General features: G+C 61.2%; 22 protein-coding genes and 1 tRNA gene. 11 read left to right on the forward strand and 12 right to left on the reverse strand.

The window, feature by feature from the left end; all coding sequences use genetic code 11:
- Positions 1-13: 13 nt before the first annotated feature.
- Together Q9K02_RS10285 and rsmD are read left to right on the forward strand one after the other, a co-directional pair.
- The gene (locus tag Q9K02_RS10285) at positions 14-781 is read left to right on the forward strand and encodes a pseudouridine synthase (RefSeq protein WP_305932812.1); all 768 of its coding nucleotides are present in this window, start codon (positions 14-16) and stop codon (positions 779-781) included.
- Positions 778-1,332 (forward strand): 16S rRNA (guanine(966)-N(2))-methyltransferase RsmD, encoded by a 555-nt coding sequence (rsmD, locus tag Q9K02_RS10290; protein ID WP_305932813.1) that lies wholly within the window; start codon positions 778-780, stop codon positions 1,330-1,332. Before Q9K02_RS10285 ends, rsmD begins: the two co-directional genes overlap by 4 nt.
- A 6-nt stretch (positions 1,333-1,338) precedes the next feature.
- On the opposite strand, the gene Q9K02_RS10295 is transcribed toward rsmD, so the two are convergent.
- Both Q9K02_RS10295 and Q9K02_RS10300 read right to left on the reverse strand, forming a co-directional pair.
- Positions 1,339-1,788, reverse strand: coding sequence for a hypothetical protein (locus tag Q9K02_RS10295; protein WP_305932814.1), 450 nt, complete (start codon positions 1,786-1,788; stop codon positions 1,339-1,341).
- A 268-nt stretch (positions 1,789-2,056) separates the two neighbouring features.
- Entirely contained in the window at positions 2,057-2,611 is a 555-nt protein-coding gene (locus Q9K02_RS10300; RefSeq protein ID WP_305932815.1) for a hypothetical protein, read from the reverse strand.
- Positions 2,612-2,745: 134 nt separating this feature from the next.
- On the opposite strand from Q9K02_RS10300, the gene Q9K02_RS10305 reads away from it, so the two are divergent.
- Positions 2,746-5,055 carry an ATP-dependent helicase gene (locus Q9K02_RS10305; RefSeq protein WP_305932816.1) on the forward strand — a complete coding sequence of 770 codons (2,310 nt, stop codon included), beginning with the start codon at positions 2,746-2,748 and terminating at the stop codon, positions 5,053-5,055.
- A 92-nt stretch (positions 5,056-5,147) separates the two neighbouring features.
- Here Q9K02_RS10305 and Q9K02_RS10310 read toward each other — a convergent pair whose 3' ends face one another.
- The 5 genes from Q9K02_RS10310 to Q9K02_RS10330 all read right to left on the reverse strand — a co-directional run bounded on the left by Q9K02_RS10310 (position 5,148) and on the right by Q9K02_RS10330 (position 10,655).
- Complete coding sequence (locus Q9K02_RS10310) at positions 5,148-5,975, reverse strand: sterol desaturase family protein (protein WP_305932817.1); 828 nt, start codon at positions 5,973-5,975, stop codon at positions 5,148-5,150.
- Positions 5,976-6,029: 54 nt separating this feature from the next.
- Positions 6,030-7,166, reverse strand: coding sequence for a non-hydrolyzing UDP-N-acetylglucosamine 2-epimerase (gene wecB, locus Q9K02_RS10315; RefSeq protein ID WP_305932818.1), 1,137 nt, complete (start codon positions 7,164-7,166; stop codon positions 6,030-6,032).
- Entirely contained in the window at positions 7,163-8,413 is a 1,251-nt protein-coding gene (wecC, locus tag Q9K02_RS10320; RefSeq protein WP_305933499.1) for a UDP-N-acetyl-D-mannosamine dehydrogenase, read from the reverse strand. The genes wecB and wecC overlap by 4 nt, the downstream gene beginning before the upstream one ends.
- Before the next feature lie 159 nt (positions 8,414-8,572).
- Positions 8,573-9,952, reverse strand: a complete 1,380-nt coding sequence (locus tag Q9K02_RS10325; RefSeq protein WP_305933500.1) for a DEAD/DEAH box helicase — start codon at positions 9,950-9,952, stop codon at positions 8,573-8,575.
- A gap of 127 nt (positions 9,953-10,079) precedes the next feature.
- On the reverse strand, positions 10,080-10,655 hold the full coding sequence (locus Q9K02_RS10330; protein WP_305932819.1) for a hypothetical protein: 576 nt from the start codon (positions 10,653-10,655) through the stop codon (positions 10,080-10,082).
- A 160-nt stretch (positions 10,656-10,815) separates the two neighbouring features.
- Between Q9K02_RS10330 and Q9K02_RS10335 the strand changes: the two genes are divergently transcribed.
- From Q9K02_RS10335 to Q9K02_RS10355, 5 genes are all read left to right on the forward strand, one after another.
- Positions 10,816-12,264: an FAD-binding oxidoreductase gene (locus tag Q9K02_RS10335; protein ID WP_305932820.1), complete on the forward strand. Its 1,449-nt coding sequence runs from the start codon at positions 10,816-10,818 to the stop codon at positions 12,262-12,264.
- 68 nt (positions 12,265-12,332) lie between these two features.
- A complete protein-coding gene (locus Q9K02_RS10340) occupies positions 12,333-13,130 on the forward strand; it encodes a SapC family protein (RefSeq protein ID WP_278328394.1) in 798 nt (265 codons plus the stop codon).
- On the forward strand, positions 13,105-14,118 hold the full coding sequence (locus tag Q9K02_RS10345; RefSeq protein ID WP_305932821.1) for a M48 family metallopeptidase: 1,014 nt from the start codon (positions 13,105-13,107) through the stop codon (positions 14,116-14,118). Before Q9K02_RS10340 ends, Q9K02_RS10345 begins: the two co-directional genes overlap by 26 nt.
- An 88-nt stretch (positions 14,119-14,206) precedes the next feature.
- Positions 14,207-15,247: a mannose-1-phosphate guanylyltransferase gene (locus Q9K02_RS10350; RefSeq protein ID WP_340310123.1), complete on the forward strand. Its 1,041-nt coding sequence runs from the start codon at positions 14,207-14,209 to the stop codon at positions 15,245-15,247.
- Complete coding sequence (locus Q9K02_RS10355) at positions 15,232-16,044, forward strand: class I mannose-6-phosphate isomerase (protein ID WP_305932822.1); 813 nt, start codon at positions 15,232-15,234, stop codon at positions 16,042-16,044. The genes Q9K02_RS10350 and Q9K02_RS10355 overlap by 16 nt, the downstream gene beginning before the upstream one ends.
- 193 nt (positions 16,045-16,237) lie before the next feature.
- Here the strand turns inward: Q9K02_RS10355 and Q9K02_RS10360 are convergent, their stop codons facing one another.
- Both Q9K02_RS10360 and Q9K02_RS10365 read right to left on the reverse strand, forming a co-directional pair.
- Positions 16,238-17,179 carry an N-formylglutamate amidohydrolase gene (locus Q9K02_RS10360; RefSeq protein WP_305932823.1) on the reverse strand — a complete coding sequence of 314 codons (942 nt, stop codon included), beginning with the start codon at positions 17,177-17,179 and terminating at the stop codon, positions 16,238-16,240.
- Between the two features lie 85 nt (positions 17,180-17,264).
- The gene (locus Q9K02_RS10365) at positions 17,265-19,841 is read right to left on the reverse strand and encodes a M10 family metallopeptidase C-terminal domain-containing protein (protein ID WP_305932824.1); all 2,577 of its coding nucleotides are present in this window, start codon (positions 19,839-19,841) and stop codon (positions 17,265-17,267) included.
- A 291-nt stretch (positions 19,842-20,132) separates the two neighbouring features.
- On the opposite strand from Q9K02_RS10365, the gene cpdR reads away from it, so the two are divergent.
- The 3 genes from cpdR (at position 20,133) to Q9K02_RS10380 (ending at position 21,889) form a co-directional block, all read left to right on the forward strand.
- On the forward strand, positions 20,133-20,522 hold the full coding sequence (gene cpdR, locus Q9K02_RS10370; protein ID WP_305932825.1) for a cell cycle two-component system response regulator CpdR: 390 nt from the start codon (positions 20,133-20,135) through the stop codon (positions 20,520-20,522).
- Between the two features lie 78 nt (positions 20,523-20,600).
- Positions 20,601-20,675, forward strand: a tRNA-Val gene (locus Q9K02_RS10375).
- A gap of 71 nt (positions 20,676-20,746) precedes the next feature.
- Positions 20,747-21,889: a hypothetical protein gene (locus Q9K02_RS10380; RefSeq protein ID WP_305932826.1), complete on the forward strand. Its 1,143-nt coding sequence runs from the start codon at positions 20,747-20,749 to the stop codon at positions 21,887-21,889.
- Here the strand turns inward: Q9K02_RS10380 and Q9K02_RS10385 are convergent.
- Genes Q9K02_RS10385 through Q9K02_RS10395 form a run of 3 tightly spaced genes read right to left on the reverse strand, consistent with a single transcriptional unit; the run spans position 21,886 to position 25,540 of the window.
- A complete protein-coding gene (locus Q9K02_RS10385) occupies positions 21,886-22,989 on the reverse strand; it encodes a DUF1972 domain-containing protein (RefSeq protein ID WP_305932827.1) in 1,104 nt (367 codons plus the stop codon). The two genes, Q9K02_RS10380 and Q9K02_RS10385, sit on opposite strands and share 4 nt — an antisense overlap.
- Positions 22,989-24,296 carry a hypothetical protein gene (locus tag Q9K02_RS10390; RefSeq protein WP_305932828.1) on the reverse strand — a complete coding sequence of 436 codons (1,308 nt, stop codon included), beginning with the start codon at positions 24,294-24,296 and terminating at the stop codon, positions 22,989-22,991. Before Q9K02_RS10390 ends, Q9K02_RS10385 begins: the two co-directional genes overlap by 1 nt.
- Entirely contained in the window at positions 24,293-25,540 is a 1,248-nt protein-coding gene (locus tag Q9K02_RS10395) for a glycosyltransferase family 4 protein (protein WP_305932829.1), read from the reverse strand. Before Q9K02_RS10395 ends, Q9K02_RS10390 begins: the two co-directional genes overlap by 4 nt.

Raw genomic sequence — 25,540 nt, forward strand, 5'->3', positions numbered from 1 at the left:
TAACCGCGCCCTCATGTCCGACAACCGACTTCCCGAAGCTGGCGACCGCATCGCCAAGCTGCTCGCACGCGCAGGCGTGGCCAGCAGGCGCGAGATCGAGCGCATGATCGCCGACGGGCGCATCGCTCTCGACGGCAAGGTGCTCGACACGCCGGCGATCAAGCTCGACAGCTTGCGCGGGGTGACGGTGGACGGCAAGCCGGTCGGCAAGACGGAAGAAACGCGGCTGTTCGCGTTCCATAAGCCCTCGGGCATGCTGACGACCGAGCACGATCCCAAGGGACGCCCGACGATCTATGCCGCGCTGCGCAATGCCTTGCCCAAGGATGCGGGCCGCGTGATGCCGGTGGGCAGGCTCGACTACAACACGGAAGGGCTGTTGCTGCTCACCAATGATGGCGAGATGAAGCGCGCGATGGAGTTGCCCTCGTCAGGCGTCCCGCGCACCTATCGCGCCCGCGCGTTCGGTGATGTGACGCAGGCACAGCTGGACGAACTGATCGAGGGCGTCGAAGTTGACGGGATCCGTTATGGGAGGATCGAAGCCAATCTCGAACGCGGATCGGGTCGCAATCGCTGGATCGAGCTGACCTTGCGCGAGGGCAAGAACCGCGAGGTGCGCCGCGTGCTCGAACATCTCGGGCTGGAGGTGAGCCGTCTGCTGCGCATCGGCTACGGCCCGTTCCACATCGGCGACCTGCCGCGCGGGCAGGCGCTGGAGATCAAGGGCGGCGACGTGGCTGGCTTCAAGCGCGAATTGGCTCGTGGAGGCCGCCAGTGAGGATCATTGCGGGCGACTGGCGCGGACGCAAGCTGGTCGCGCCGCCGGGCGAAGCAACCCGTCCGACCGCGGACCGGACGCGCGAGACGCTGTTCAACATGCTCGCCAGCCGCCTTGGCAGCTTCGACGAGTTGCACGTGCTCGACCTCTTCGCCGGCTCGGGCGCGCTCGGCCTGGAAGCGCTGTCGCGCGGCGCGACCTCCTGCCTGTTCGTCGAGCAGGACAGCGCGGCGGTGAAGGCGATCCGCAGCAATATCGAGACCTTCGAGGCGCGGACCAGAGCGAGCGTTCAGCAGGCATCGGTGATGAGCCTCGGTCCGGCCAAATCCGCGCACCAGCTGGTCCTGCTCGACCCGCCTTACGGCACTGGCGCAGGCGAAGTTGCGCTCGATCGCATGCTGCGGCTCGGCTGGATCGATCCCACGACTTGGATCGCGCTCGAAACCGGCGCGAAGGAAGAACCGCGGGTGAGCGGGCTCGAATGCGTGGCGGATCGCCGCGTCGGCAAGGCTCGGCTCTCGCTCCTGAGGCTCGCTACCGACGCGGCGTGAGGCGCTTTACGATCGCTTCATAGGGTCGGCAGGTTCGGAATGCGCTTCATCGATAGCATCCGTTTCGTCTACTGGATCGGCATCGGCAGCGGGTTCGCTTGAATTCGCCCCACCAATTTGTGTTTCTATCTGGCCCCATGCCGCTTCACGCCCTGCCTCGTCCATGGCGACCATCGCCAGCTTGTCGCCATCGGCCAGGCGCCAGAACAGCTCCTGCCGCTCGGGAGCAAGCGTCCAGTAATACCCCTGCACCTCGCCCGACCACTGCCGAAACTGGACCTGTCGCTCTTCCGGCCAGCCGTCGACGACCGCCATCTGTTCGGGCGTCATCATCGCCTCGGCAGGCTGGGCATCAGCCGGCGGTGGTGCCGTGGTTTCGGGAGTATCCTGCGCCATTGCAGGGATAGAAATCGTGGCCAGTTGGCCACCGAGAATGTACCAAAAAGTCTTTCGCATGTGCTCTTCCTCCAGAAGTGACATGCGCAACGAACGCGACCCGAATACTTACCCCTCCGGGACCTTCCTTATCGTTTCAAACGCTTCCGATAAGCAATGGATTGCCGCGACCGCAATCGCGCTTTCCGCACCGCCCAACGGTGATCGTGGCAAAAATGCGGCGAACGGAATCCAGCGCATAAGCGAAAGGCGGGACCGCTTTTACGGTCCCGCCCTCGAACTCACAGCCAATTCGCACTTGCGACACACCATGAAAGATTAGCTCAAATCAGTCCATCTGGCTGGCGGGACGACCCGGCCAATAATCCAGCGGCTTCGTGCCGGTGCGGTTCTTTTCCCAGCTGTTGATGCAACCATCCTGCTGGTTGGGCGTGCAGACCGGAAGGTCCTCAGCCGAAATATTCGCTGCGGTGCTACGCGTCACCGGCTGAGCAACTTCCTTGCTCACGAAACGCGGCGAAGTCGAGGCTGACGTCGATGCAGTCGTAGCTGTGGTAGCCGTCGTGCTCGCGCCATTCATCTGGGCGGCGATCTGCGTCCAGGCGGTCGAGCGCTGCTGCGGTGTCATCTCATAGATGCGCACGCGCTGTTCGTCGTTCAGCATCCACCAGCCATTGGTCTGCGCGGGCGTCAGCGTCCAGTAATACTCCTGCACATTTGCAGGCCATGCATCATAGGCAGTCTGTCGATCGGCAGGCCAACCATCGTACATGGCTTCCTGAGCGTCGGTCCACATGTAGCCGTCGGTATCCATATCCTGGGCGATGGTGGGGGCAGCGGTAAGAGCCAGGGCTGCTGCACCGGCAAGGATGATATTACGCATTGGAGTGTTCTCCATCTTTGTTTCCATTGCCCTTCCTACGCAGCACCGCACTGCATTGTTCCGTGGGTCCTCAGTACGTCGGGGCACGTCAGGCTTGTATTGCCGCCCCGCGTTCCCTAGCTGTTCCGGAGCTCATGTCAGATATCGTACCCATCTCGGAAACCGGCGAAAACGGCGGGATTCCGCCCTATGCGGCGCGGTTGAATCCACCACAGCGCCAAGCGGTTCTGACCACCGAGGGGCCGGTTTTAATGCTGGCCGGAGCGGGTACCGGCAAGACCGCAGCACTCACCGCGCGTTTGGCACATCTCATCGCGACCCGCCGGGCGTGGCCCTCCGAGATCCTGTGCGTGACCTTCACCAACAAGGCAGCGCGCGAAATGCGCGAGCGTGTCGCACGGCATATCGGGGACGCCGTGGAGGGCATGCCGTGGCTCGGCACCTTCCATTCGATCGGTGCGCGCATGCTTCGCCGCCATGCCGAATTGGTCGGCCTGCAGAGCAATTATACGATCATCGATACCGACGATCAGTTGCGTTTACTCAAGCAGATGATCCAGCAGGAAGAGCTGGACGAAAAGCGGTGGCCGGCGCGCCAGCTGGCCGGGCTGATCGACCGCTGGAAGAACCGCGGTCTCAATCCCGGTGACCTCGATGCGGCCGAGAACGAAGCTTACGCCAACGGTCAGGGCGCGAAGTTCTACAAACTGTATCAAGAACGACTGAAGACGCTCAACGCCTGCGATTTCGGCGACCTGCTGCTCCATATGCTGAACATTTTCCGGCAGCATCGTGACGTGCTGGAGCAGTACCAGAAGCGCTACAAATACATTCTCGTCGACGAGTATCAGGACACCAACCAGGTCCAGTATCTGTGGCTTCGCCTGCTGGCGCAGGATCGCAAGAACATCTGTGTGGTGGGTGATGACGACCAGTCGATCTATTCCTGGCGTGGGGCCGAAGTGGCCAATATCCTCAAGTTCGAGAAGGATTTCCCCGGCGCAGCGGTGATCAAGCTGGAGCAGAACTATCGCTCTACCCCGCAGATACTGGCCGCAGCCTCCGGCCTGATCGACGCCAATAGCGAACGGCTCGGCAAGACGCTGTGGACCGAACTTCCGGCGGGCGAAAGAGTCCGTGTGATCGGCGTCTGGGACGGCCCGGAAGAAGCGCGCCGGGTCGGCGAGGAGATCGAGCGGCTGGAGTCCGAAGGCGCCTCGCTGGACGAGGTCGCCATCCTCGTGCGGGCGCAGTATCAGACGCGCGAATTCGAAGACCGGTTCATCCAGATTGGCCTCAATTACCGCATCGTCGGCGGCTTTCGCTTCTACGAGCGCGCCGAAATCCGCGATGCCCTCGCTTATCTGCGCGTGATCGAGCAGCCCGCCGACGATCTCGCTTTCGAACGGATCTACAACCAGCCCAAGCGCGGCCTCGGCGCGAAGACGCTGGAGGCCATGCGCCGCCATGCCCGCCGCACGCAGACGCCGCTCGCCGCCGCCTCGCTCGACCTTGCCGACAGCGATGAGCTGCCCGCCCGCGCGCGCAATACTCTGACGGGGCTGCTGGCGCAGTTCGTGCACTGGCGGCAGCAGTCCGAGAAAGTCACGCCGTCCGAACTGCTGCGCATGGTCATCGCCGAAAGCGGTTACGAGGACATGCTGCAGAAAGATCGCAGCGCGGAAAGCGCCGGACGGCTGGAAAACCTCTCCGAACTCGCCCGCGCGATGGAGGAGTACGAGAGTCTCACCGACTTCCTCGAGCATGTCAGCCTGGTGATGGACAACGACCGCGCCGACGATGGCGAGAAGCTGACCATCATGACGATGCATGCGGCCAAGGGGCTGGAGTTCGACCACGTCTTCCTGCCGGGGTGGGAGGAAGGCGTCTTCCCCAGCCAGCGCGCGCTCGACGAAGGTGGCCTCGCCAGTCTCGAGGAAGAGCGCCGCCTCGCCTATGTCGCCATCACGCGCGCCAAACGTCGTTGCACGATTTTCCACGCTGCTAACCGGCGGATCTACGGCCAGTGGACCAGTTCGATTCCCAGCCGGTTTATCGACGAGCTGCCCGAGGAAACGATCGAGCGCGAGACAACGATGACCGGCGGCGCATCGCTCTGGCGGGCGAACTGGACCGAGACCGAAGACCCCTTCGCGCATGTCGCTCGCGATGCGCCGGGACGCGCGGACAAGCGCGGCCCGGGTTGGCAGCGGGCGCTATCGACCGGATATGATGCGACGCCCAAGCGCCTAGCCGAACCGGGCCGCAGTGCCGCCAGCTTCGCAGCCAAGCCGCGCACAGATATCGCGATCGGCGCCCGCGTGTTTCACGACAAGTTCGGCTACGGCACCGTCACCGACCAGGAAGGCAACAAGCTGATCATCGAATTCGAGAAAGCGGGCGAGAAGCGTGTGCTCGACAGCTTCGTCAAACTTGCGGACTAGCTTGGCGGGTTCGCTCGCTCGAAGACTTGCGTGGACCCGGAAGCGGTGATTCCGGCGCTCGGCAAAGGCGCCTAGCCGATCGACAGCAAGGATTAGGCGCTGGCTTTGTCCGGCGTTTCGTCGCCCGGCGTCACGGACCGGCGATACCGGGCTTCCCACGGTCGTTTAAGCTCGCCCCAGATGCCGCGCGTTCCCTCTTCGATGCCTGTTTCGCAGTTGAGGTAGGGGGCGGGATTGCACCATGTGCCGAACAATTTGTCCCACAGCGTGATGGTATTGCCGTAGTTGCTCCCCATAAGGCGCTCGTCGCGAATATGATGTAACCGGTGCGCCGCCGGTGAAACCAGCACCTCGCCGAACACGCCGAGCGTCCACGGCAAGTCGGCGTGAATGAAATGCGCCCACCAGCTGCGTATCAGGGTCGCTCCGATAATCGCCCACGCCGGCATGCCCAGGGCGATCACCAGCACGGTGTCGAACAGTAGCGAGATCACTTTGGCGACCGGGTGTTTGCGCTGGACCGACAGCCAGTGGATCGCGGTATCGGCGTGATGGGTGGCATGAAAACGCCAGAGGCTGCGGTCATGTTCGAGCCGGTGGCGCCAGTAGGCCACGAAATCGATCAGCGCGATAGCAAGCAGGAGCGTCACGACTTCGGGAACGCTTTCCCAAAACCCTCCGAGATATCCTGTTCCGTCAAGGACAATCGCCAACGCTGCTGCCGGGACTGCGAAAAGAGGAGCGATGAAAAGCGCATTGAACGCGGCAAGGCCGAAATTCGTACTGGCTTCCCTGTGGCAGACCACGATTGCGCGCCCGATGGCCTGCCGCTTCAGCACCAGCGCAAGCACGCCGAACACTGCGCCATAGATGGCCAATTCGCGCAGCAAAGCCAGGACCGATTGAGCCAGTGCTATCATCCGATCTGCTTAATCGATCAGGGTAAATCGGTCGTAAACAGAGCAGCCTTGCGCTCAGGTCAAGCGGTGTCTTGATGCGATAATGGCAGCTATCCGTTGTGCTGCCGTTCCATCCCCATAGGGATTATGCGCCTGTGCGACCTTCGCATAAGAGCCCGGATCGTCGAGCAACCGCGAGGCGTGTTCGACGATGGCGTCACAGTCTGCGCCCACTAACAGCGCGGTGCCGGCAGCTATGCCTTCGGGGCGCTCGGTCGTGTCGCGCATGACGAGTACGGGTTTACCCAGACTGGGGGCCTCTTCCTGGATGCCGCCGCTATCGGTCAGGATGATATCCGCCCGCATCATCATGCGGACGAAGTTCGGATAGTCAAGCGGATCCATGAGGTGGATATTGTCGAGCGTCCCGAGCTGTTTGTTCATCACGCCTGCAACATTCGGATTAGGGTGCACTGGATAGACGATCGCGACGTCCTCGCGTCGGGCCAAGGTTTTCAATGCGGCAGCGATATTGCGCATGCCTTCACCGAAATTCTCCCGACGATGCGCTGTCACGGCGATCAGACGCTTGCTACCCACCCCGGCCAAGGCAGTGTCGATTCCCTTGCTCAGCGCCGGATCGGTTTCCAGTTTCGACTTCGTCGCGAGCAGCGCGTCGATCACGGTATTCCCGGTCACGAATATGTCTTCGTGCGCTTTGTTTTCCGCCAGCAATGCGTCTGCCGCAGTTTGGGTCGGCGCGAAGTGAAGATCGGCAATCGTCCCGGTGACCCGCCGATTTACCTCTTCAGGCCACGGCGAATAGATGTCGCCGCTGCGCAAACCTGCTTCGACATGACCGATCGGAATTTTGCGGAAATAGCACGAAAGCGTGACCATCATGGTGGTCAGGGTATCGCCATGGACCAGCACGCGATCCGGTTTTTCGTCGTCCAGCACCTGACCAAAACTAAGCAAGATGCGTGATGCAAGCGCGTCGAGGCTCTGACCGTGCTGCATCAGATCAAGATCGATGTCGGGTGTAATCCCCGCAATTGCAAGCACCTGGTCCAGCATCTCTCGATGCTGCGCCGTCACGGCCACTTTCACATCGAAGTGGCCATCCGTACGCAAGGCGTGGACGACGGGAAACATCTTGATCGCCTCCGGTCGCGTGCCGAAAGTAACCATCACCTTGGGACGCCCGTTCATCGTTGCAGCAAGCCCCGGGTATCGTAGACCTGCTTGCCGGCAAAATCGCTCAGCGAGAGGTGTTTGAAGTCCGTGTGATCGACCAGAATGGCAACGGTTTCTGCCGCCTCGAGAGCTTCGTCCAGGGAAACAAGCTTGGCGCTGAATTGCTGCAGCCGCGCAGGTAGTTCGGTTGCGAAGGGTTCGACGACCAGCATGCGGTCGCCGATCTCGCCGGCCAGATGCTCAGCAATCTCCAGCGCCGGACTTTCGCGGAAATCGTCGATATCGGGTTTGAACGCCAAGCCCAGCACGGCGACCTTCCCGGTCGGCTGGGCTTTTGCCATGGCGCACAGGCCCTCAATCACATGTTTGGTCTTATGGAGATTGACCTGGCGCGCGGTGCGGATCAGCGGCGTTTCTTCAGGTGCCGCAGCTACCAGGAACCAGGGATCCACCGCGATGCAGTGCCCCCCTACTCCCGGTCCCGGTTGCAGCACGTTGACGCGGGGGTGCCGGTTGGCCAGTCGGATGACTTCCCAGACGTTGATGTCGAACCGGTCCGCGACGAGGGACAATTCGTTGGCGAATGCGATATTGACGTCCCGGAAGCTGTTTTCGACCAGCTTGACCATCTCCGCAGAACGCGCATCCGTTTCGAAACAAATGCCTTCGACGAAGCGGGCATAGAGACGGCGGGCTTTCGTCGAGCAGTCGGGTGTCATTCCGCCGATCACACGGTCGTTCGACCGCAGTTCAGCGATGATCTTCCCCGGCAAGACGCGCTCCGGGCAATAAGCAATGGCGATGTCGGCCGGGCCGTGGGTGTTGCCCGGCACGCCCAGATCGGGGCGCCGTTGCGCGATCAGCTTCGCTACTTCATCGGTCGTCCCCACCGGCGAGGTCGACTCGAGAATGATGCAATCGCCGGGCCTGAGTTTCGGGGCGATCGCTTCCACCGCGCTCATGACATAGTCCAGACCGGGCGTATTGTCTTCGAGCAGCGGTGTGGGCACCGCAATGACGTGAAACTGGGCTTGTGGCGCATTCAGGGAGGCACAGAGCATCTTGTCCTTGACCACCCGCTCTACCAGCTGGTCGAGGTCTTTTTCTTCGATATGGATGGCGCCGCGATTGATCGTGTCGACCACGCGCTCGGAAACGTCCACGCCGCACACACGCAGCCCGGACGAAGCGATGATCGATGCGGTCGGAAGGCCGATATAGCCTAAGCCGAACACGACTACATCGTACTCGTCGTTCCGCATACTCGCGAAAACTTCTGGATTTTCCAAACTCGACACCCCCGGAGCATAACGCAATTCCGGATCGCGTACTGCAGCCTGAACTTTCGCTCGGCGGTGTCCGAGCGACGCTTCCGGATGTATCTATTGCCCGATTAAAGTAAAGCGAGCGTAAATCATGTTTCAGGTCGCCGAGACGTCGAGGAAACCAGGAACCGGCCCGTTCCAGTCGTCGGCATCAGCAGGCATACTGTCGGCGGAGGCCTTACCCTGCCCCTTCGGCGCACGGTCCGGTTTCGGCTTGGCGTCCCGCTTCGCTTTCGCAGGCTTTGCCTTGGACGGCGCCTGTTTCCGCCCCTTGGGCTTCTCTGGAGCCGGCCCATCGTCGTTCCCGTCATCGGCGTCCGCGCCGTTGTTCGCGCTGGAGTCCTTCAGCGCAACACGAACGTCTTTCTTGCCGAAGACGTCGATTTTCGATCCGGTCAGTTTCTCGACATTGTCGATCGCTTCGGCATCTTCGGGAGCGACGAAGGTGAAGGCGCGACCCTTTGCCCCAGCGCGACCCGTACGGCCGATGCGGTGGACGTAATCGTCCGGGTGCCACGGCGTGTCGAAATTGAACACGTGACTGACACCCTTGATGTCGAGCCCGCGCGCAGCAACGTCGGACGCCACGAGGATATTTACATCGCCACTCTTAAAACGGTCGAGTTCCTTGAGGCGGCTCGACTGGTCCATGTCGCCGTGGATTTCACTGGACGCAAATCCGTGGCTCTGCAGGCTCTTGTTGAGCTCGCGAACGGTCGTCTTGCGGTTGGCGAAGATGATGGCGGTTTCAACCAGATCGTTGTTGAGCAGCCAGCGCAGCGTTTCGCGCTTCTGGCGGCTCGTCACCGGTACCTTGAAGGCGGTAATGTCCTTGTTGGTCGTCGCCGCACGGCTGACTTCGATCCGCTTGGGATTGTTGAGGAATTTCTTGGCCAGCTTCTCGATCGGCGGCGGCATGGTGGCCGAGAACAGCATGGTCTGGCGCTGTTCGGGCAGCTTGTCGCAGATGAATTCGATATCGGGAATGAACCCCATGTCGAGCATGCGGTCGGCCTCGTCGATCACCAGCAGTTCGCAGCCGTTGAGCAGGATCTTACCACGCTCGAACAGATCCATCAGGCGGCCCGGCGTCGCGATCAGCACGTCGACGCCTTCGTTCAGCGCCTTCACCTGATCACCCATCTGCACGCCCCCGATGAGGAGGGCGAGCTTAAGGTCATGGTTTTTGCCGTATTTCTCGAAGTTTTCCGCCACTTGCGCCGCCAGTTCGCGGGTGGGTGCGAGGATCAACGAACGCGGCATCAGCGCGCGGCGCCGGCCGCTCGCCATGATGTCGATCATCGGCAGCACGAAGCTGGCCGTCTTGCCGGTGCCGGTCTGCGCAATGCCGATGATGTCCTTCATCATCAGCACCGGCGGAATGGCCTCGCGCTGGATGTCGGTCGGCTCGGTATAGCCGGCTTCGTCGACTGCCTTGAGCAAGTCAGGGGAAAGGCCGAGATCGGCAAAGGTCATGCGCGTCAAATGTATCCCTGGATTTGGTGCCGGTCGCATGGCGCAAGAATGCGCCATCGGCAGGCCGCGCCCTTTGCGGTTCCGGGCGACAAAGTCAAGATAAGGCCGGCCTTGCGCGCCGGTTTGCCTAGTCGCGTGGCCGAACGGCAACGAGCCGGTTCATCTCGGAAATCCGGCACTTCGCACCCGCACGCGACATCAACCGGTCGCGATCTACACAGAGCTGGCCGTCGTCACTGCGCTCGACATAGAACCCGAGATAGAAATCGCGCGGGCTGCAGGCCTTTTCCAGCTGTGCGGAAATCAGGCTGCGGTCGCGCATATAGATAATCAGCCGGCTACCCCTGTCGGACACGCCGACGATGTCGTTGGCTGGGAGGCAATCGCCCATCGGCCGCTCCACCAATTGCGTCGCGACCGGTTGGCGCGGCAATTGCGAAAGCAGATTGCTCCGTGCGCGGCTGGGCTGAGGGCTGATCCGCAAGATCACACGGCGCTCGATCCGCACCTGGTTGGCGACCGGCGGCTCCGAGAGGTCCGCCAGCCCGTGCCAAGGCGGCAGTCTTTCTGACATGTCGTGGCGCGACATCGGTCCAGCCTGTTCCTGCGCATTCGACTGCCGCGCAACCTCGTCCGCCCGCACATCGTCGGGTGTGGCTGCCAGCGGAAGCAGCAAGGAGAGGATGGCGGAAACAAATGGCATTGGCGCGTTCGGTCGGCTCCTGTGCCGCAAGATACTCGCGGCTCGCTCAATAGCGACGGACGCCCCCTTGCCCCCATGCGCTTGAATATCCGCTTAATTGATCGCGCCGCGATAGCAAGGCGGTGGCGTTTGCCCGCCCACCTGTGGCAAGGATGCCGCGATGTCCGATACGCAAGCCTTCATCGAGGAAGCCGTCAGCCTGCTCGGGTCGCGCGGCTTCACCACCGATCCCGAGCTGGTCACACCTTGGCTGACCGACTGGCGCGGTCGTTATACCGGCAAGGCAATCGGCCTTGCTTCGCCTTCCTCCACAGAAGAAACCGCGGCTTTCGTGAGATTGTGCGCCCGCCACGGGGTCCCAATCGTACCGCAGGGGGGGAATAGCGGCATGTCCGGCGGCGCGACCCCCGACGAGAGCGGAGCGCAGGTCCTGCTGTCGCTGCGCCGCATGGACGCGATCCGCGAGCTCGATACGCGCGCCCGACAGGTCACTTGCGATGCAGGGGTTATCCTTCAGACCTTGCACGAAGCAGCAGCGGCGGAGCGCATGCGCTTCCCGCTCACCCTCGGGGGAAAGGGTTCGGCCACGATAGGCGGCCTGATCTCGACCAATGCGGGCGGCACACAGGTGCTGCGCCATGGCACGATGCGCGCGCAGGTGCTGGGGATCGAGGCGGTGCTGGCCGATGGTTCTGTCTTCGACGCGCTTACACCGCTCAAGAAGGACAATCGCGGCTTCGATCTCAAGCAGATGCTGATCGGATCGGAGGGCACGCTGGGCATCGTCACGAGCGCGACCTTGCGCCTGCTGCCGGAAATCGGCGAGCGCATGGTCGCCTGGGTCGGCCTGCCAACGATCGGGGCGGCGCGCGAACTGCTGCTGCATTGCGGCGACGTTGCGGGCGACATGCTGGAAGGGTTCGAGGTCCTGCCGGCGCATTGCCTTGAAGCCGTAATCGCCCACCTACCCGATGCGCGAGCACCACTTGCCGGGAACCACGCATGGCATGCGCTGATAGAACTGGTCGGCACTGCGGACGCCGAAGATGCAGTGCGCGCGGCGGCTGAAAAGATGCTCGCGGAGGCGTTCGAGAAGGACTTGCTCGAGGATGCGGTGTTGGCCGCCAACGAAGCACAAGCCGATGCCTTCTGGCTGCTGCGAGATTCGATAGCGCCTGCCGAGCGCGCGATCGGCCCGGCGATGCAGCACGACATTTCGGTACCCGTCGCTGCGATGGCGAAGTTCGTCGAAGAAGCCAGCCCGCAGGTCGAAGCCAAATTCCCCGGCACACGTGCTGTCGGCTTCGGCCATCTCGGCGACGGCAATATCCACTTCCATGTGCTCGCCCCGGCGGGTGCCTCCCGCGGCGAATGGGAAGCCGACGAGGGCAAGCGCGTCAGCGCCTTCGTTCACGACCTCGTCGACGATTTCGGCGGTTCGATCAGCGCCGAGCACGGGATCGGGCAAGTGAAACGCGATGAACTGGGCCGGCTTGGCGACCCCGTCGCGCTTGCCATGATGCGCAGCGTCAAGCAGGCGCTCGACCCCGATGGACTGCTCAATCCGGGCAAGCTTGTGCCGCTTGCGAAAGACCACGCGACCGCTTAAAGCGCTGCGCACCACGCGCGCGTGCCCAGGCGCATGCCCGTCCATTCCTTTGTTTTCGGAGATTTTCCATGGCCAGCGCGCCGCAGCCGAACCTGCCCCTCTTTTACAACGACCTGATGCCGCTCAACAGCAATGATCACGCGGACCTGAAAACGCGCCCGGTCGATCTGGCTCCGTGGCTTTCGAAGCAGCATGCCGTTCCGCTGACGGTCGATGAGTTCGTCCAGGCACAGCGACAGCTTCCGATCGTGTTTTCGGCCGGGGACAGCCCCCTTCCGCTGGCGCTGTTCGCACTCAACGAAGGCGTGAACACCTATGTGGACGAAACCGGCAAGGTCACCGAACCTGTATATCTTCCGGCTTATATTCGCCGCTATCCCTTCATGCTCGCCCGCCTGCGCCCCGATGCGGAAGAATTGTCGCTCTGCTTCGACCCCACCGCCGATTCGGTCGGTGAGTTCGATGACGGCGAGCGCCTGTTCGACGACAAGGAGCCGAGCCAGGCTACCAAGGGCATTCTCGAATTCTGCGAGAGCTTCGAACAGGCCGGCCAGCGCACGCAGGCCTTCATGACCGAAATCAAGGATGCGGGATTGCTGATGGACGGCGAAGTCTCGATCCAGCGCCCGGGCGAAGACAAGCCTTTCATCTATCGTGGCTTCCAGATGGTCAACGCCGAGAAACTGCGCGAGCTGCGCGGCGACCAGCTGCGCAAGTGGAACGAGAGTGGGCTGCTGCAGCTCATCTTCGCCCACCTGTTCTCGCTCGAACAGATGCGTGTGCTGTTTGCACGCCAGACCAACCAGGGCACCGCACCGCAGCCGCAGGCGCAGCTGAACGGTGTGGACGGATCCACCACTGCCTGATTGGCGCAATATATGGGGGGCGGTCGGGCTTGGCCTGGCCGCCCTTTTTGCTGCGCCGAATACAGCTGTTGCGCAGGATGCCGAAGCCACCGAGCGCGAATATCACCCGCTCGAAGTCTTCCAGCTGCGCGAGGACTTGCTGTTCCGAGTCGGCTACCGGCTGGCGACCGCCAATGCCGAATTCTGCGATGCAACCCAGCCAGTGTCCGGTCTGCTGCTGCATGACGCGGAAGCCTATGGCGAACCCGCGGCCGTGCGCTACCTGTTCGGGCTGAAGGGCGATCTCGGCGTACAATCCGTGGCCCCCGGCTCTCCTGCGGAACAGGCCGGACTTAGGCGCAACGATACGATTTCAGCCCTCGGCGGTCAGGCGATCTCGGCGCGCTGGCAACCCACCAAGCCGGGCTGGCAGCGCGGGCACGACATTCGCGATTTCATGGACAACGAACTGGCGGCAGGCACACTGGATATCGACTGGTTCGATGCAGGAACCAACTCCCGCAATGCCGCGCTCACGCCGGTTCCCGCCTGTGCCTCACGCTTCGAGCTCCTGACCAATTCCGCCAAGGCCAGCGCCGATGGTGAACGAGTCCTCGTCGGTGAAAACTTCCCCGGCTTCGCTTATGCCGAAGATGAATTCGCTGCACTGATCGCGCACGAGATGGCACACAACCTCCTCGGCCATCTCGATTATTTCGAGGAGAGCGGGCGCAAGCGCAGCCTCGTCCGACTGAGCGAGCGCGAGGCCGATCGTCTAATGCCCTGGTTGCTCGCCAATGCGGGTTACGATCCTGCGGCCGCCGCCCGCTTCATGAAATTGTGGGGCCCGCGCCATGGCGGATGGATTTTCCGCAAGCGCACGCATGATGGATGGGACGAGCGGGTCGAGTTCATCGAAGCCGAACTCCCGATGATCGCCGCTGCGCAAGCCGAGACCGGCAAGGCGAACTGGCGCGTGCATTTTACTCGATTGCTGCCGCCACTTTAGCGGGCGTCGTGGCGGTTAATCGCCCTCGCACCTTTCCCTTCGCGACCTGTTCTGCCAATCGTGCGTAGAGGATGGGCTTGCGGAGCGAATGATGGGCGAGATCGTGCCGGTTGTGTTGTGTGGCGGGAGCGGGACGAGGCTCTGGCCGCGCAGCCGCGCGACGCGGCCCAAGCCGTTCATTCCATTGATCGGAGAGAATACGCTTTATCAGGCGACCATTGAGCGGTGCTCCGATCGCAGCGTCTTCGGCGCGCCGATCGTGGTGGTGGGCGAAAAGCATCTCGAATTCGCGCGACCCCAAGCGGCTGCAATTGCGCGCGACGCCCATTTCATCGTCGAGCCCATGGGCCGCAACACGGCGCCTGCGATCGCGCTGGCGGCGCATGCGCTGGACCCGGACAAGATCATGCTGGTTTGCCCCAGCGACCATCACATTCGCGACACGGACGCGTTCGTCGCAGCGGCACAGTCCGCAGCCGACCTTGCAGCGCAGGATTGGCTGGTTTCCTTCGGCATCGAGGCGACATCGCCGGAAACCGGCTATGGCTATATCCGCCGCGGCGAGGCGCTGGCAGGTGGATTCCGCGTCCACAGCTTTGTGGAGAAGCCGGACCACGACACGGCGATGAAGTTCCTGGCGCAGGGCGACTATGCTTGGAACGGCGGCATATTCGCCTTTCGCGCAGGCCAATTCCTAGCCGAGTTGGAGCGGCATCGTCCGGAGCTCGCCGAGCAGACGAAGGCGGCCTTCGAAGCGCGCACCATCGATGGCGATGCCTTGCGGCCCGATGCGGACCTGTTCGCCGCGATCGACGGCGAGTCGGTGGACTATGCAGTCATGGAAAACACCGAGCGCGCCGCGATGGTCGATGCCGCGATGGGCTGGTCGGACATTGGAAACTGGGACGCGCTGCTGCAAAAGCGCGACGCCGACAACGCGGCGAACGTGGTCATCGGCAATGGCGAGATCATCGGAGCGAGTGGAACGATGATCGACAGCGACGGGCCCCATGTGACGGTCGTTGGAGCGGACAATATCGTGGTCGTTGTCGATGGGGAAGATATCCTGGTCACGACCCGAGCTGCCGTCCAGCGCGTGGGAGAAGCCAGCCGATGCAGGGCCCAGTGATCCGCAAGCTGCCACGCCGCTTCGTCGACAAGGTCTGGGGCGTGGACCAGCTGCCCACCCCCTTCCCCCATCCCTCCGAAGATCGCATCGGGGAGGTCTGGTTCGACCCGCCGCAGGAGCTGCCGCAACTGCTGGTCAAATATATCTTCACCAGCGAACGCCTGTCGGTTCAGGCCCATCCGGACGACGATCAGGCCGAAGCCATGGGTTATGGCAGAGCGGGCAAAAGCGAATGCTGGGTCATTCTCGACGCCGAACCGGGCGCCACGATCGCTGTCGGCTTCCATCGGGAGATTGCGCCCGAAGTCCTGCGCGAGGCTGCTCTGGACGGCTCGATCGTCGAGCATCTTGTCTGGCACGAGGTCGAGGCCGGAGACGCCTTCTACATTCCCGCAGGAACGGTGCATGCGATCGGCGGCGGTGTTTCGCTGATCGAAGTACAGCAAAACAGCGATGTGACGTTCCGCCTGTTCGACTATGGCCGCCCGCGCGAATTGCATCTCGATGACGGCATGCAAATTGCGGATACCGGGCCTTATCCAGCGTCTCTTCGCCGGAAAATTGAGGGCGATGCTGGCCTGCTGGTCGACGGACCGCATTTTCGCCTTTTCCATACTAGAGGTGCGAACCGCCCCGCCGAGCTCGATCATGGCGAAGCGCTCGTCGTTCCGTTTTCAGACGAAGTACTCCTCGGCGGGCAAAGTCTCGATTGCGGAGAATGTGCACTCGTTTCGGACTTGGCGGAAGCTGGGTTCGACGGAACCGGCGTAGCGCTGATTGCCCAGCCGTCGCGATAGGGCGGACGAACTGCCCCAATTCTGCGCTGGACGACGCGCATTTTGCTGCTGCCGCTATCTTGAAAGCGCGGTCCAAAACCCCATTTCTAGTGCGTCGGGCAGTGTTCCCCTCATAGCCTGCCCGATTGGTGCACGCGAGTGCACCTCCTCCCTGAACCTTGGCCACCCCGTGCACTTCACGCGGGGTGGTTTTTTATTCCGCAGCGTCTCGCAGATCCGGTCTGAGATCGTGCGAAATCTGAGCGTTCAGACAGATGACGAGCTGCGCAACCAGGTTCACAATGGTACCCATCCGCGGCGTAGCCGAGGTCAGCGTGTGGTCGAGATAGGCCGAGCGGCAGATCTCTAGTTGCAGCCCGAATATCCCGCCCATCGGCCTCGCATGCCGATCCAGTATATAACCGCCCGCATAGGGGCTGTTGCGCTCTGCAACTCGGCCCCGCCTTTCGAGAAATTCAACGGCAGCGGTCGAAATGCTGTTGGGCGCCGAAGCTCCGAAACGGTCTCCTACGACGAATTCGACCTGCCTGTTTTGGCGCTTCGTCGGTGCTAAGGGCGGCATCGAATGAAGGTCTAAAAGAAATGCCACACCGAACTTGTCACGTAGTGACTGCAGCATACGATTTAACGTATGGTGATAGGGAGTATGTACCCGCCCAACGCGTTGCTCCAGTTCCTTGCGCGAGAGCGGAGCTTTCCATATCTCACCGGTTCTGAGGAGCCGCCGTGGCACCAGGCCCAACCCCGCCCGCGCGCGACGATTTGCAGCATTGCCGATACGGCGGTCGGGTTTGCTACCCGAGACCATGTCCCAGTCGATGTCCTCGGGATCCCGATTGAGATCGATCAGCGCGCGCGGGGCGTAAGCAATCAGCGCCGCGGCACCGGTGCGGATCGACACCGCTTTGGCAATCTGATCGACCAGCCGATCCTCGAGTTTGAGCGAAACCGAATGCGGAGTTCGCATCTTCTCCCAGATATCGGTCGAATAATGCCGTCCACCATGTGGCGCGGCAATCAAGAACGGGATTTCCGCGTCGGCAACATCCGACATGCGAAAGGCAGGGGCGTCCGAATTAGGGATGGACCCGCCCTCCATGGAGAGCGGGTCCCGAGTATCATCGCCAGCAGACATATCGTCTTTCTGCCGGATCGGGATCAAATGTCAAAACACTCCAACCCCGAAAACCGGCAGAAACAGGATTATTGACCCGTGCCGGTCAGGCGAAAATGAACTCCGGCATCGCCGCCAAATTGTAATCCTGCTTGATGTCGGCAAGGCCGGCGTTCGCCGCACCGCTTTCGGTAAAGAAGTCGGCATTCGTCAGCGCAAGACCGGCAGACAACTGCGCGACCAGTTTCTGCTCCGCCCCACCGGCACCATCCGAATCATAGAACAGTTCGCCGGTATTGTTGTTGTAGATGATACGATCGTTGGCATCCTGCGCACTATTCCCGATCCGGAATGCGCCAGCTGCCAGCACACCGGCATTCAGAGCGCCAAATATCGAGCCATCGAAAACGATCGTATCGTCCGCCACCGAGAAGTCGGTGATGGTGTCGGCATTGCCCGTGCCCATCGCGATGAATGCGAATTCATCGGCGCCGGTGCCGCCGGTCACGATATCGTTTCCGGCCCCTCCGGTAAGACGGTCCGCTCCCGCGCCGCCGCCGAGATTGTCGCTCCCGTTGCCGCCGCGAAGGAAGTCGTTTCCGCTTCCGCCCCTGAGCAGATCGTCGCCGGTTCCGCCGATGACGACATCGTTCCCGCCACCGCCGAGCACATTGTCATTGCCGTCGTTGCCGTCGAGACGGTCATCACCCTCGTCCCCTTCCAGTCGGTCGTCTTGCGCGCCACCGGACAAGAAGTCGGCGCCGTTTCCTCCGTAGAGGAAATCCTGACCCGTGCCGCCATAAAGGGTGTCATCACCAGCGCCGCCATAAATGGCATCGGTTCCCTGGCCGCCCGACAGAGTGTCGGTTCCGAAACCGCCGCGCATGGTGTCGCGGCCATCGCCGCCATCGACGGTGTCATTGCCGTAACCGGCGAAGATGAGATCGTCCCCGACACCGCCATTCAGCGTGTCGTCGCCATAGTTGCCGATGACGACATCGTTCCCCGACCCACCATAAGCGGAGTCGGCATCGTTCCCACCGTAGAGGTAATCCCGATCGTCACCGCCGAACAGGCTATCGTTGCCGCCGTTGCCGTAGAGCGAATCCGATCCGGCCTGGCCGTAGATCGTATCGTCTCCTCCACGGCCGTTGACGGTATCATTACCGTCGTTGCCCTGAATGCCGTTATTCGCTTGGTTACCGTCGATCGTATCCGCACCGGAACCGCCGAATGCATTCTCGATCACGGTGCCCCTTCCGATCACGACATTGCCGGTCTCACCGCCGATGTTCATGAAGGTCTCGGGATTGAGGTTGATGACCTGGTCCTGGGTAAACCCACTGTAGTCCAGCGTGTCGTTACCGCCGCTGTCCACGATCGTATAGGCGATACTTACGAACTGCGTCGCATCGTGGATGTCGCGGTCCGACGTGCTGTTGAAACCGTAAACGGTATTGCCCAGCCGCGTGGAGGACGAAAGGCCGTAGAGTGCTTCCACAGCAGCAATATCGCCAGCCATCGGCGTAAGGACGAAGTTGTAGTCGAACCCCTGGTTCGCGAAGTAGGTGTTCTCGTTCTGCGAGAAATACGACATGATCGTGGTCGCCCAGGAGTCATTCGCGTAGCTCGCGTCGTTGGGATAACCGGCGGAACCATTGTAGTTGCCCCCGTGGCCGAGGCCCAGGGCGTGGCCGATTTCATGAATGTAGGTCTGAAACGAATAGGAGTTCAGGCCGGCCCCATAGTTTTCGATCCAGTCGAGCGACACATTGACGGTAGAACTGCTGATCGTGCCACCGCTCACACTTGAGAAAGCGTAAGCACCTGAATCCGAATCCTGGAACGTAATTTCCGCAACGCCGCCGACCTCGACGAACTGGATGCCGGTGGCATCCGTCCACGTTTCCAGAGCAGCCCGGGCCAGGAACTGACCGTCCGCCGAAAGCTCGGTGATATTGACAGTGATCGATCCGTCCGCGCCGACATCCCATGAGCGTGCGCTGCCGCCCCAATAGGTCTGCGTAAGCTGCACTGCGATTTCATCGTAGGTATAGACATCCAGCGGCTCGGGCGGGACGCCCTCGTCCACCGTTAGGGTATATTCGCCGGTATAACTGCTGAGATAGGAATCGACTTCGATATAATACGTGCCCGCACCCGTCGCGGTGAAGGTCAGGGCAGAATTGAGCCCGTCGGCATCGTCATTGAATGCCACGATATTGCCGGAAGAATCGCGCACTCGCAGATAGGTATCCCCGACTGGGTTGGCACCCGAACCGAACAGCGAGATGTCGATCGTCTGACCGGCCGTCAGCGTGATGGCAACCCAGTCCGTGTCACCGACCGTCTCGAGTTCGCTGGTCAGCGACCCACCAACCGTGATCGTCGCCGTGGTCGAAGTATCGCCGGCAATATCGCCTGCGACGAAGACGGGCTCATCGCCTGCGGGAGTGGGACCAGTCGCTTTCTCGTCGGAACCACAGCACGAACTGCAGCTGCATGCCTGGCTGTGCGTAATCTCGAAAGTCGGTGCGGGATCGCTCGACAGGGCGAACAGGCTCGCGCCACTTGAAAGGAAACCCCCGCTATCGTGCTCGCTAACCATGTTCGCGAGCCGGATCTGCGCCGACTCCGCCATGCGCGCGCCAACCCACTGATTAAAGTAAAAATCCTGGTACATTCGTCGATCCCTTCCACTTCACTGCCAAGTCAAACGGCTCTGGCAGAGGCGTGCATACCCGGTGGCAAATTCCATCCGTTGACTCGTGAATTCCGAGCACGGGAATCAGACCAACCCCTCCTGATAGGCAAGCGATAGCACAAACTCGGCAAAGAGAAATTGTACAGAAACGCTTAGCAAGTGATGAATGCGAGAAAGATCATTTCTTTACTCGACCGGCAGCTTCTGTCGCAGGGTGACACGTCCGCCCGTTTACATGTTTTTTTAAGCGCTCGCGTGCTACGAGAAGGTATGAGCGGAAATTCAGCACAGACCATCCTTCTAGCCGAAGACGACGACGCGATGCGCGTCTATCTCGAACGCGCACTCGTCAATGCAGGATACGCGGTCGACGCAGTGGATCGCGGCACGTCGGCCGTGCCGCTGCTGGAAGACAAGTCTTACGACCTGCTCCTGTCGGACATCGTGATGCCGGAAATGGACGGTATCGAACTTGCCCAGCGCTGCAACGAGATCAGCCCCGATACGAAAGTGATGTTCATCACCGGTTTCGCCGCCGTGACGCTGAAGGCAAGCCGCGAGCAGCCGCACGCGAAGGTGCTGTCGAAACCCTTTCACCTGCGCGATCTCGTGCTCGAAGTGGAACGCGTTCTCGAGGAAAAAGTCAGCGCGCAAATTTAAGCGGCCATAAGCCTTGCGCGGGTGTTTCAGGCTCGCTAAAGGGCGCGCCTGCCTTGCGAGGCAGCACGCTGATGGTGTGGGCGTATAGCTCAGTGGTAGAGCACTATGTTGACATCGTAGGGGTCCCAAGTTCGAACCTTGGTACGCCCACCATCGCAAACCCGACTTCCTGAATTTTGTGTCAGTTCATCTTTCCTGCAGGTGTCATGCTGTCTGATCAACAAATGACCATTCAGGATCTTCAGACCGGACGGCGAGCATTCCTCATCGGCGCGAGCTCGCTCATGGGAGGGTTGCTCGTGCCCGGAACGGCTCTTGCGCGCGAACGCCGATCTACATCTCAATTCGGCTCCGATCACACAGCCCTACAGGCTGCTTTCGACTGGGCACATGCCACAGACGGCGAGCTGGTTCTGAACAACGACATTACGGTTCGCGGGACTGTCTTCATGGGCTCGCTCACGCTGCTCGATGGTGGCGGCCGGATCATGATCCGCGGTGACCGGGCTTTCTCCATCGAAAAACGCGCGGGTCGCTGGTCGAAGCGCGGCGCGATACTGATGCGATCGGCCAGAGGAAATTCGCTTTATACGGACCCGCTGGAAACCAGCTACGATGTCGATATCGGCCCCGGCGTCCGCGTGGAATTCGTTCGCTCCAGCCCGACTGCGCCCGAAGCCCCGTTCCTCTTCACCGGTTTGAGCCATCTGTCGCGGATCGCGATGGAGTTCGCCGGCTTTTCCAAGGACGGCAATGTTTGCAACGGTCCGGACTTCTATTTCTACAATCGAGCCGCGATAGCAGGCAATTACCGCCTGACGTTCGATACCAGCACGGCGATCGGGGGCTTCTGGTTCCGTGACGTGGACGAACAGCGCCTCGGACCCGAATTCCGTTCGGATTTCCAATTCGCAAACCCGCAATTCGCGAAGACTGGTGGGGAGGACGAATGCGTCGCGATCTATACGCTGCGCCGGGCCCCCGGGCATATTCGCGCGCGGGGCTCGCTGACGGTGAGCCAGTCGAATGGACTCGGCTTTTCAATCCTCAACAACTCGGGCGCGTCCGACCAGAACTTCGACATCGAGCTCACGCAAGTCCGCGTACAGAGCACCACGAAACCGAAGCAACCGGTCTTCAAGATCAGGGACTCGGCACCGCGAATCGACAGGATCGAAGCGGTGTTCGTAGGCGCGGAAAAGGCGGACGAGACCGCTTACGTTTTGCGCTGCATCCGGCGCAGCAAGGAGGGCAATGTGCCGCGCATCGGAGAGGCCTTGCTGGTCAACGAGAGCACAGGCAATTTCAGGCCGATCGGCCTTGACGGTGAATGCTCGATCGGACGGATGCGGACTATCGGGCTTTAGTTCCCGCCTGCCAAATCCAGCAGGACCTTTTCGTACTGGGCGAGAATATCGTCCCATCGGAATGCTTCTCGATGGCGTGAGCGTGCTGCGGACCGAGCCGCCTGCAGCCACGCACCCCCGGTGGTAGTGTCAGAAATAATGGCGTCGAGGTCGTTTTCGTCCGTAAAATAGCGATGACCCTCGCCCGCCACCCAGCGGTTGAAGCGATTGTCATGCGCGATTACGGCGTTCCCCGCGCCTAGCGCTTCCACCAGCGAGGGGTTCGTCCCGCCTACCGTGTGCCCGTGCAAATACGCTTGCGCGTGGAACCGGAGGCTCTGGACGATAGCCTGATCGTAGATCGCTCCCGGAAAAAGAACCTCGTCCCCAGCGCTCGCCTTCACCTCGCGGTGATACGCATTCCGGTCGTCGAAATTGCCGAGGACGACAAGTTTCGCTCCGCGCGGACGGCGCGAATAGGCGCGCACAATCTCGAGAATGCTGTTCTCGGGCTCGATCCTGGCAATCGACACGAGGTAGGACTGTGGAGCCAATCCCATCGGCAAGAGAACCGTAGGATCCGCCTCTTCGATAAGATCTCCGCCATAGGGTATGACCGCCGGCTGTTTGCGGCACCTTCGCGCGACATGCTCCGCGATGGCAGGATGATCGGCAATCGGCACGCTGCAGATATTGGCGCCGGCGACTTCGTTGACGAAGAACCACGTCTTGGCGCCTATGCCCCACTTTTCGCGTTTCCACTCGATCCCGTCCATATTCATCGCGATCTTACGTCCGCGCACCCTCTCGAGCCCGCAGAAAATGGCGGTGTTGTAACCGAGCACCAGATCCACGCCCGGCCGCTTCACAACATCGCGGACGCATGCCAGGTCGAATTCCATCGTGCCCACCGCGCCGCTCAGTCGCGGCGAGAAATGCACCCGCTTGATACCTTCCCATGTGTCTTCATGACGGGCCGACGCATCCTGGCCTTCGGACTGGCAATACACCAGCACATCGTGACCGCGGTCACGCATATAAGGTGCAAGCTTGGCAGCGAAGCTTTCGAAGCCGCCGTGTGCTGCAGGAAGGCCGCGGATCCCCAGAATATTCAGTTGCATCAGATCGACAGTTTCTTCCGAACGGGTTTGATTTTCAGCGCGTAAGCCAGTGCGACTGCAAAGGGGATCAGCAGGTGATCGTCAGTGTAAATCGGCGCCGCCATCGACGCGATCGCCAGACTGACCATGATCCCTGCCGATGCGAAAATGGCGCCCCCAGCCTCGGTCTGCATCCGTCTGAGCGCTTGGAGGATCGGCCAGAAAATAAGCCCGAGAAACGCGAAGAACCCGAAATATCCGGCTTGTGCGAGGACCTTGGGCCAGAAGACATCCATCAGATAACCGCCATCACGCCGGCTGCCGCCCTGCAAACGGCTAATCCCTGTTTGGACATAATATGGCGAATAGGCGAGATCGCGCGACCCCTTGGACATGAATGTGCTGGCACCGGTTCCGAGGGGGAAGTGACCATTCGCCAGATCAACGGATACCGGATAAGCGACAGTCCGGACGGTCCGCGATCCGCGCTCGCCCAGAAAGATGTCGATCCGGTTCATCGCCGCCGAACGAACGGGCGATTCGAACGTAAGAGCAATTGCGGCAAGACCGGTCAGTGCCATGCCGAAGATCGCGGCCCGGCCGATACGGCGTCCCGGCTTCAAAGAGTAGAAGAGGATTACAGCGATAATCGCCGACCCGATCTCTTTCACGGAGAGATGAACCGCGATACTCAGGCCCAGTGCGGCGGTGACGGGCAATACGTATTTGCCCAACCTCGAGCGATTGCCGACGCGAATCATCGACAGTGCGGCGATGAATGCGATCAGCTGCAACTGCGCCGATTTGGTTTTGTGATTAAGGAAGCCTGTCGGGACGGAGAGACCCGACCGCTGCTGCAATGGTATCCCATAGGCATTGGTCGTCGAAAAGAGATCATGGATGATGAACAGCAGGTTCAGCACGCCCGCTGCGACCAACAGCAAGATGAAAGTCTTGAAAAACCTTTCCAATTCGTCGGCAGGGACGAAGACGAGCAGCAGGAATGCGAAGACAAAGGGTTTGCTGTCCAGCGCGAAATCCAGGCCGAAACTCTGCCAGGTCGGCAAATAGGGATTGCCATTCACCAAGGTCGAAACGAGCAGCAGGAACAAATAGCCGCCGTATAGCAACAGGAACCTGCGGATTTCCGCGTCGGCAAGCGGCCGTGCGATGATGAAGGCAAGAGGGGCAAGCGCCAGCGCGATAATAGCCGCTGCATCGGGCACCGGTTCGAACGGCGTTTCTGCCGCCAGGAGGTTGCCCGCCAGATAAACCAGGAAAACCGCGATGACGGCGAAGCGGACCAGGGTCGATACGCGCAGGATCATGCCACCCTATCCTCTTTCACGCCAAGTGCGGCGTACACTTCGAGCATCTCCGAAATGTACCGCTCTTTCGAGAAGCGCTCCAGTGCAAGGGAGCGGCCGGCCGCTCCCCGTTGGCGCAAGTCCGCCGGCGACATTGCGTCGACTTCCTTGAGGCGCTCGGCAAGCACACGCGCATTACCCGAAGGAAACAGCCAGCCGCACGTGTCGTGTGCGTCCGGGTGGGCCAGTTCCGGGATGCCGCCGATATCCGCACCAATCAACGGACGCTCGAGCTGAAATGCTTCGAGAACGGCCAGCGGCGCGTTCTCGTAGCATTCCGATGGCATCACGACTGCCCGCGCCGCACCGACCTGTTCCCACAGCTTGTCGCCATCGAGACGCCCGAAGAATGTCACCGGCGCTTCGAGCTGCCTCGCTAGGTTCTGCAGTTCCTGCTCGATCGGTCCCGTGCCGACGATATCGACTGCAACGCCTGCTATGGCCGACGCTTCGATCAGGGTGGAAACACCTTTCTCTGGCGAAAGCCGGCCAAAAAACAGGATGCGCCCACTATAGTCCGCACGGAAACGGGTATCGATGATCCGGGTGAAGTTCGGAATGTAGGTGATCCGATCGCTCGGCCAGCCCCATTCGATCAGTTTGTCCCGATTGAAGGTGCTGGGCGCCACCACCATGTCGAGGTTGTTCTCGTAGCTACCCAGCGCGCGGTGAAGATAGGCCTCGGCGGCCACTGTAGCGCTTGCTGCCAGAGACCCCTTGATGCAGCGCTTGCGGACGACATTCATGTAATTGCCGCCCTTGCAGGCTTCGCAAACTCCCTCTGGCGACCGCATGAGATAGGCGGGACATCCAATTTTCAGATCGTGCGAAGTCAGCACGATAGGAATTCCCGCGTCTTTCAACACCGGAAATACCGACGGCGTCAGATGATGATAGATGCAGTGCACATGCGCGATATCGATTTGCTTGTCCGAGACCAGACGCTCCGCTTTCCGTCGCGCATCGACGTTGTAGATCGAGCGCCCTGCGGTGCGAAGCTTGTCGATCGGGCCCTCGACGAACTCGTAATCGACCAGATCCGCGAAATACCGCTCATCGTCGCTGGGAAAATTCCGCGGATGCTTCATCGACATGAAGCTGGTGCGCCACCCACGCTCGCGTAGCAACTCTGCGTGATCGAAATAGACCGCGTCAGAACCGCCTCTGCGATAGTGGTAACTGTTCAGGGACAGGAGATGGGGCAA

Origin of the sequence: Qipengyuania profundimaris, from assembly GCF_030717945.1 — a bacterium.
GTDB classification, from domain to species: Bacteria; Pseudomonadota; Alphaproteobacteria; order Sphingomonadales; family Sphingomonadaceae; genus Qipengyuania; species Qipengyuania profundimaris.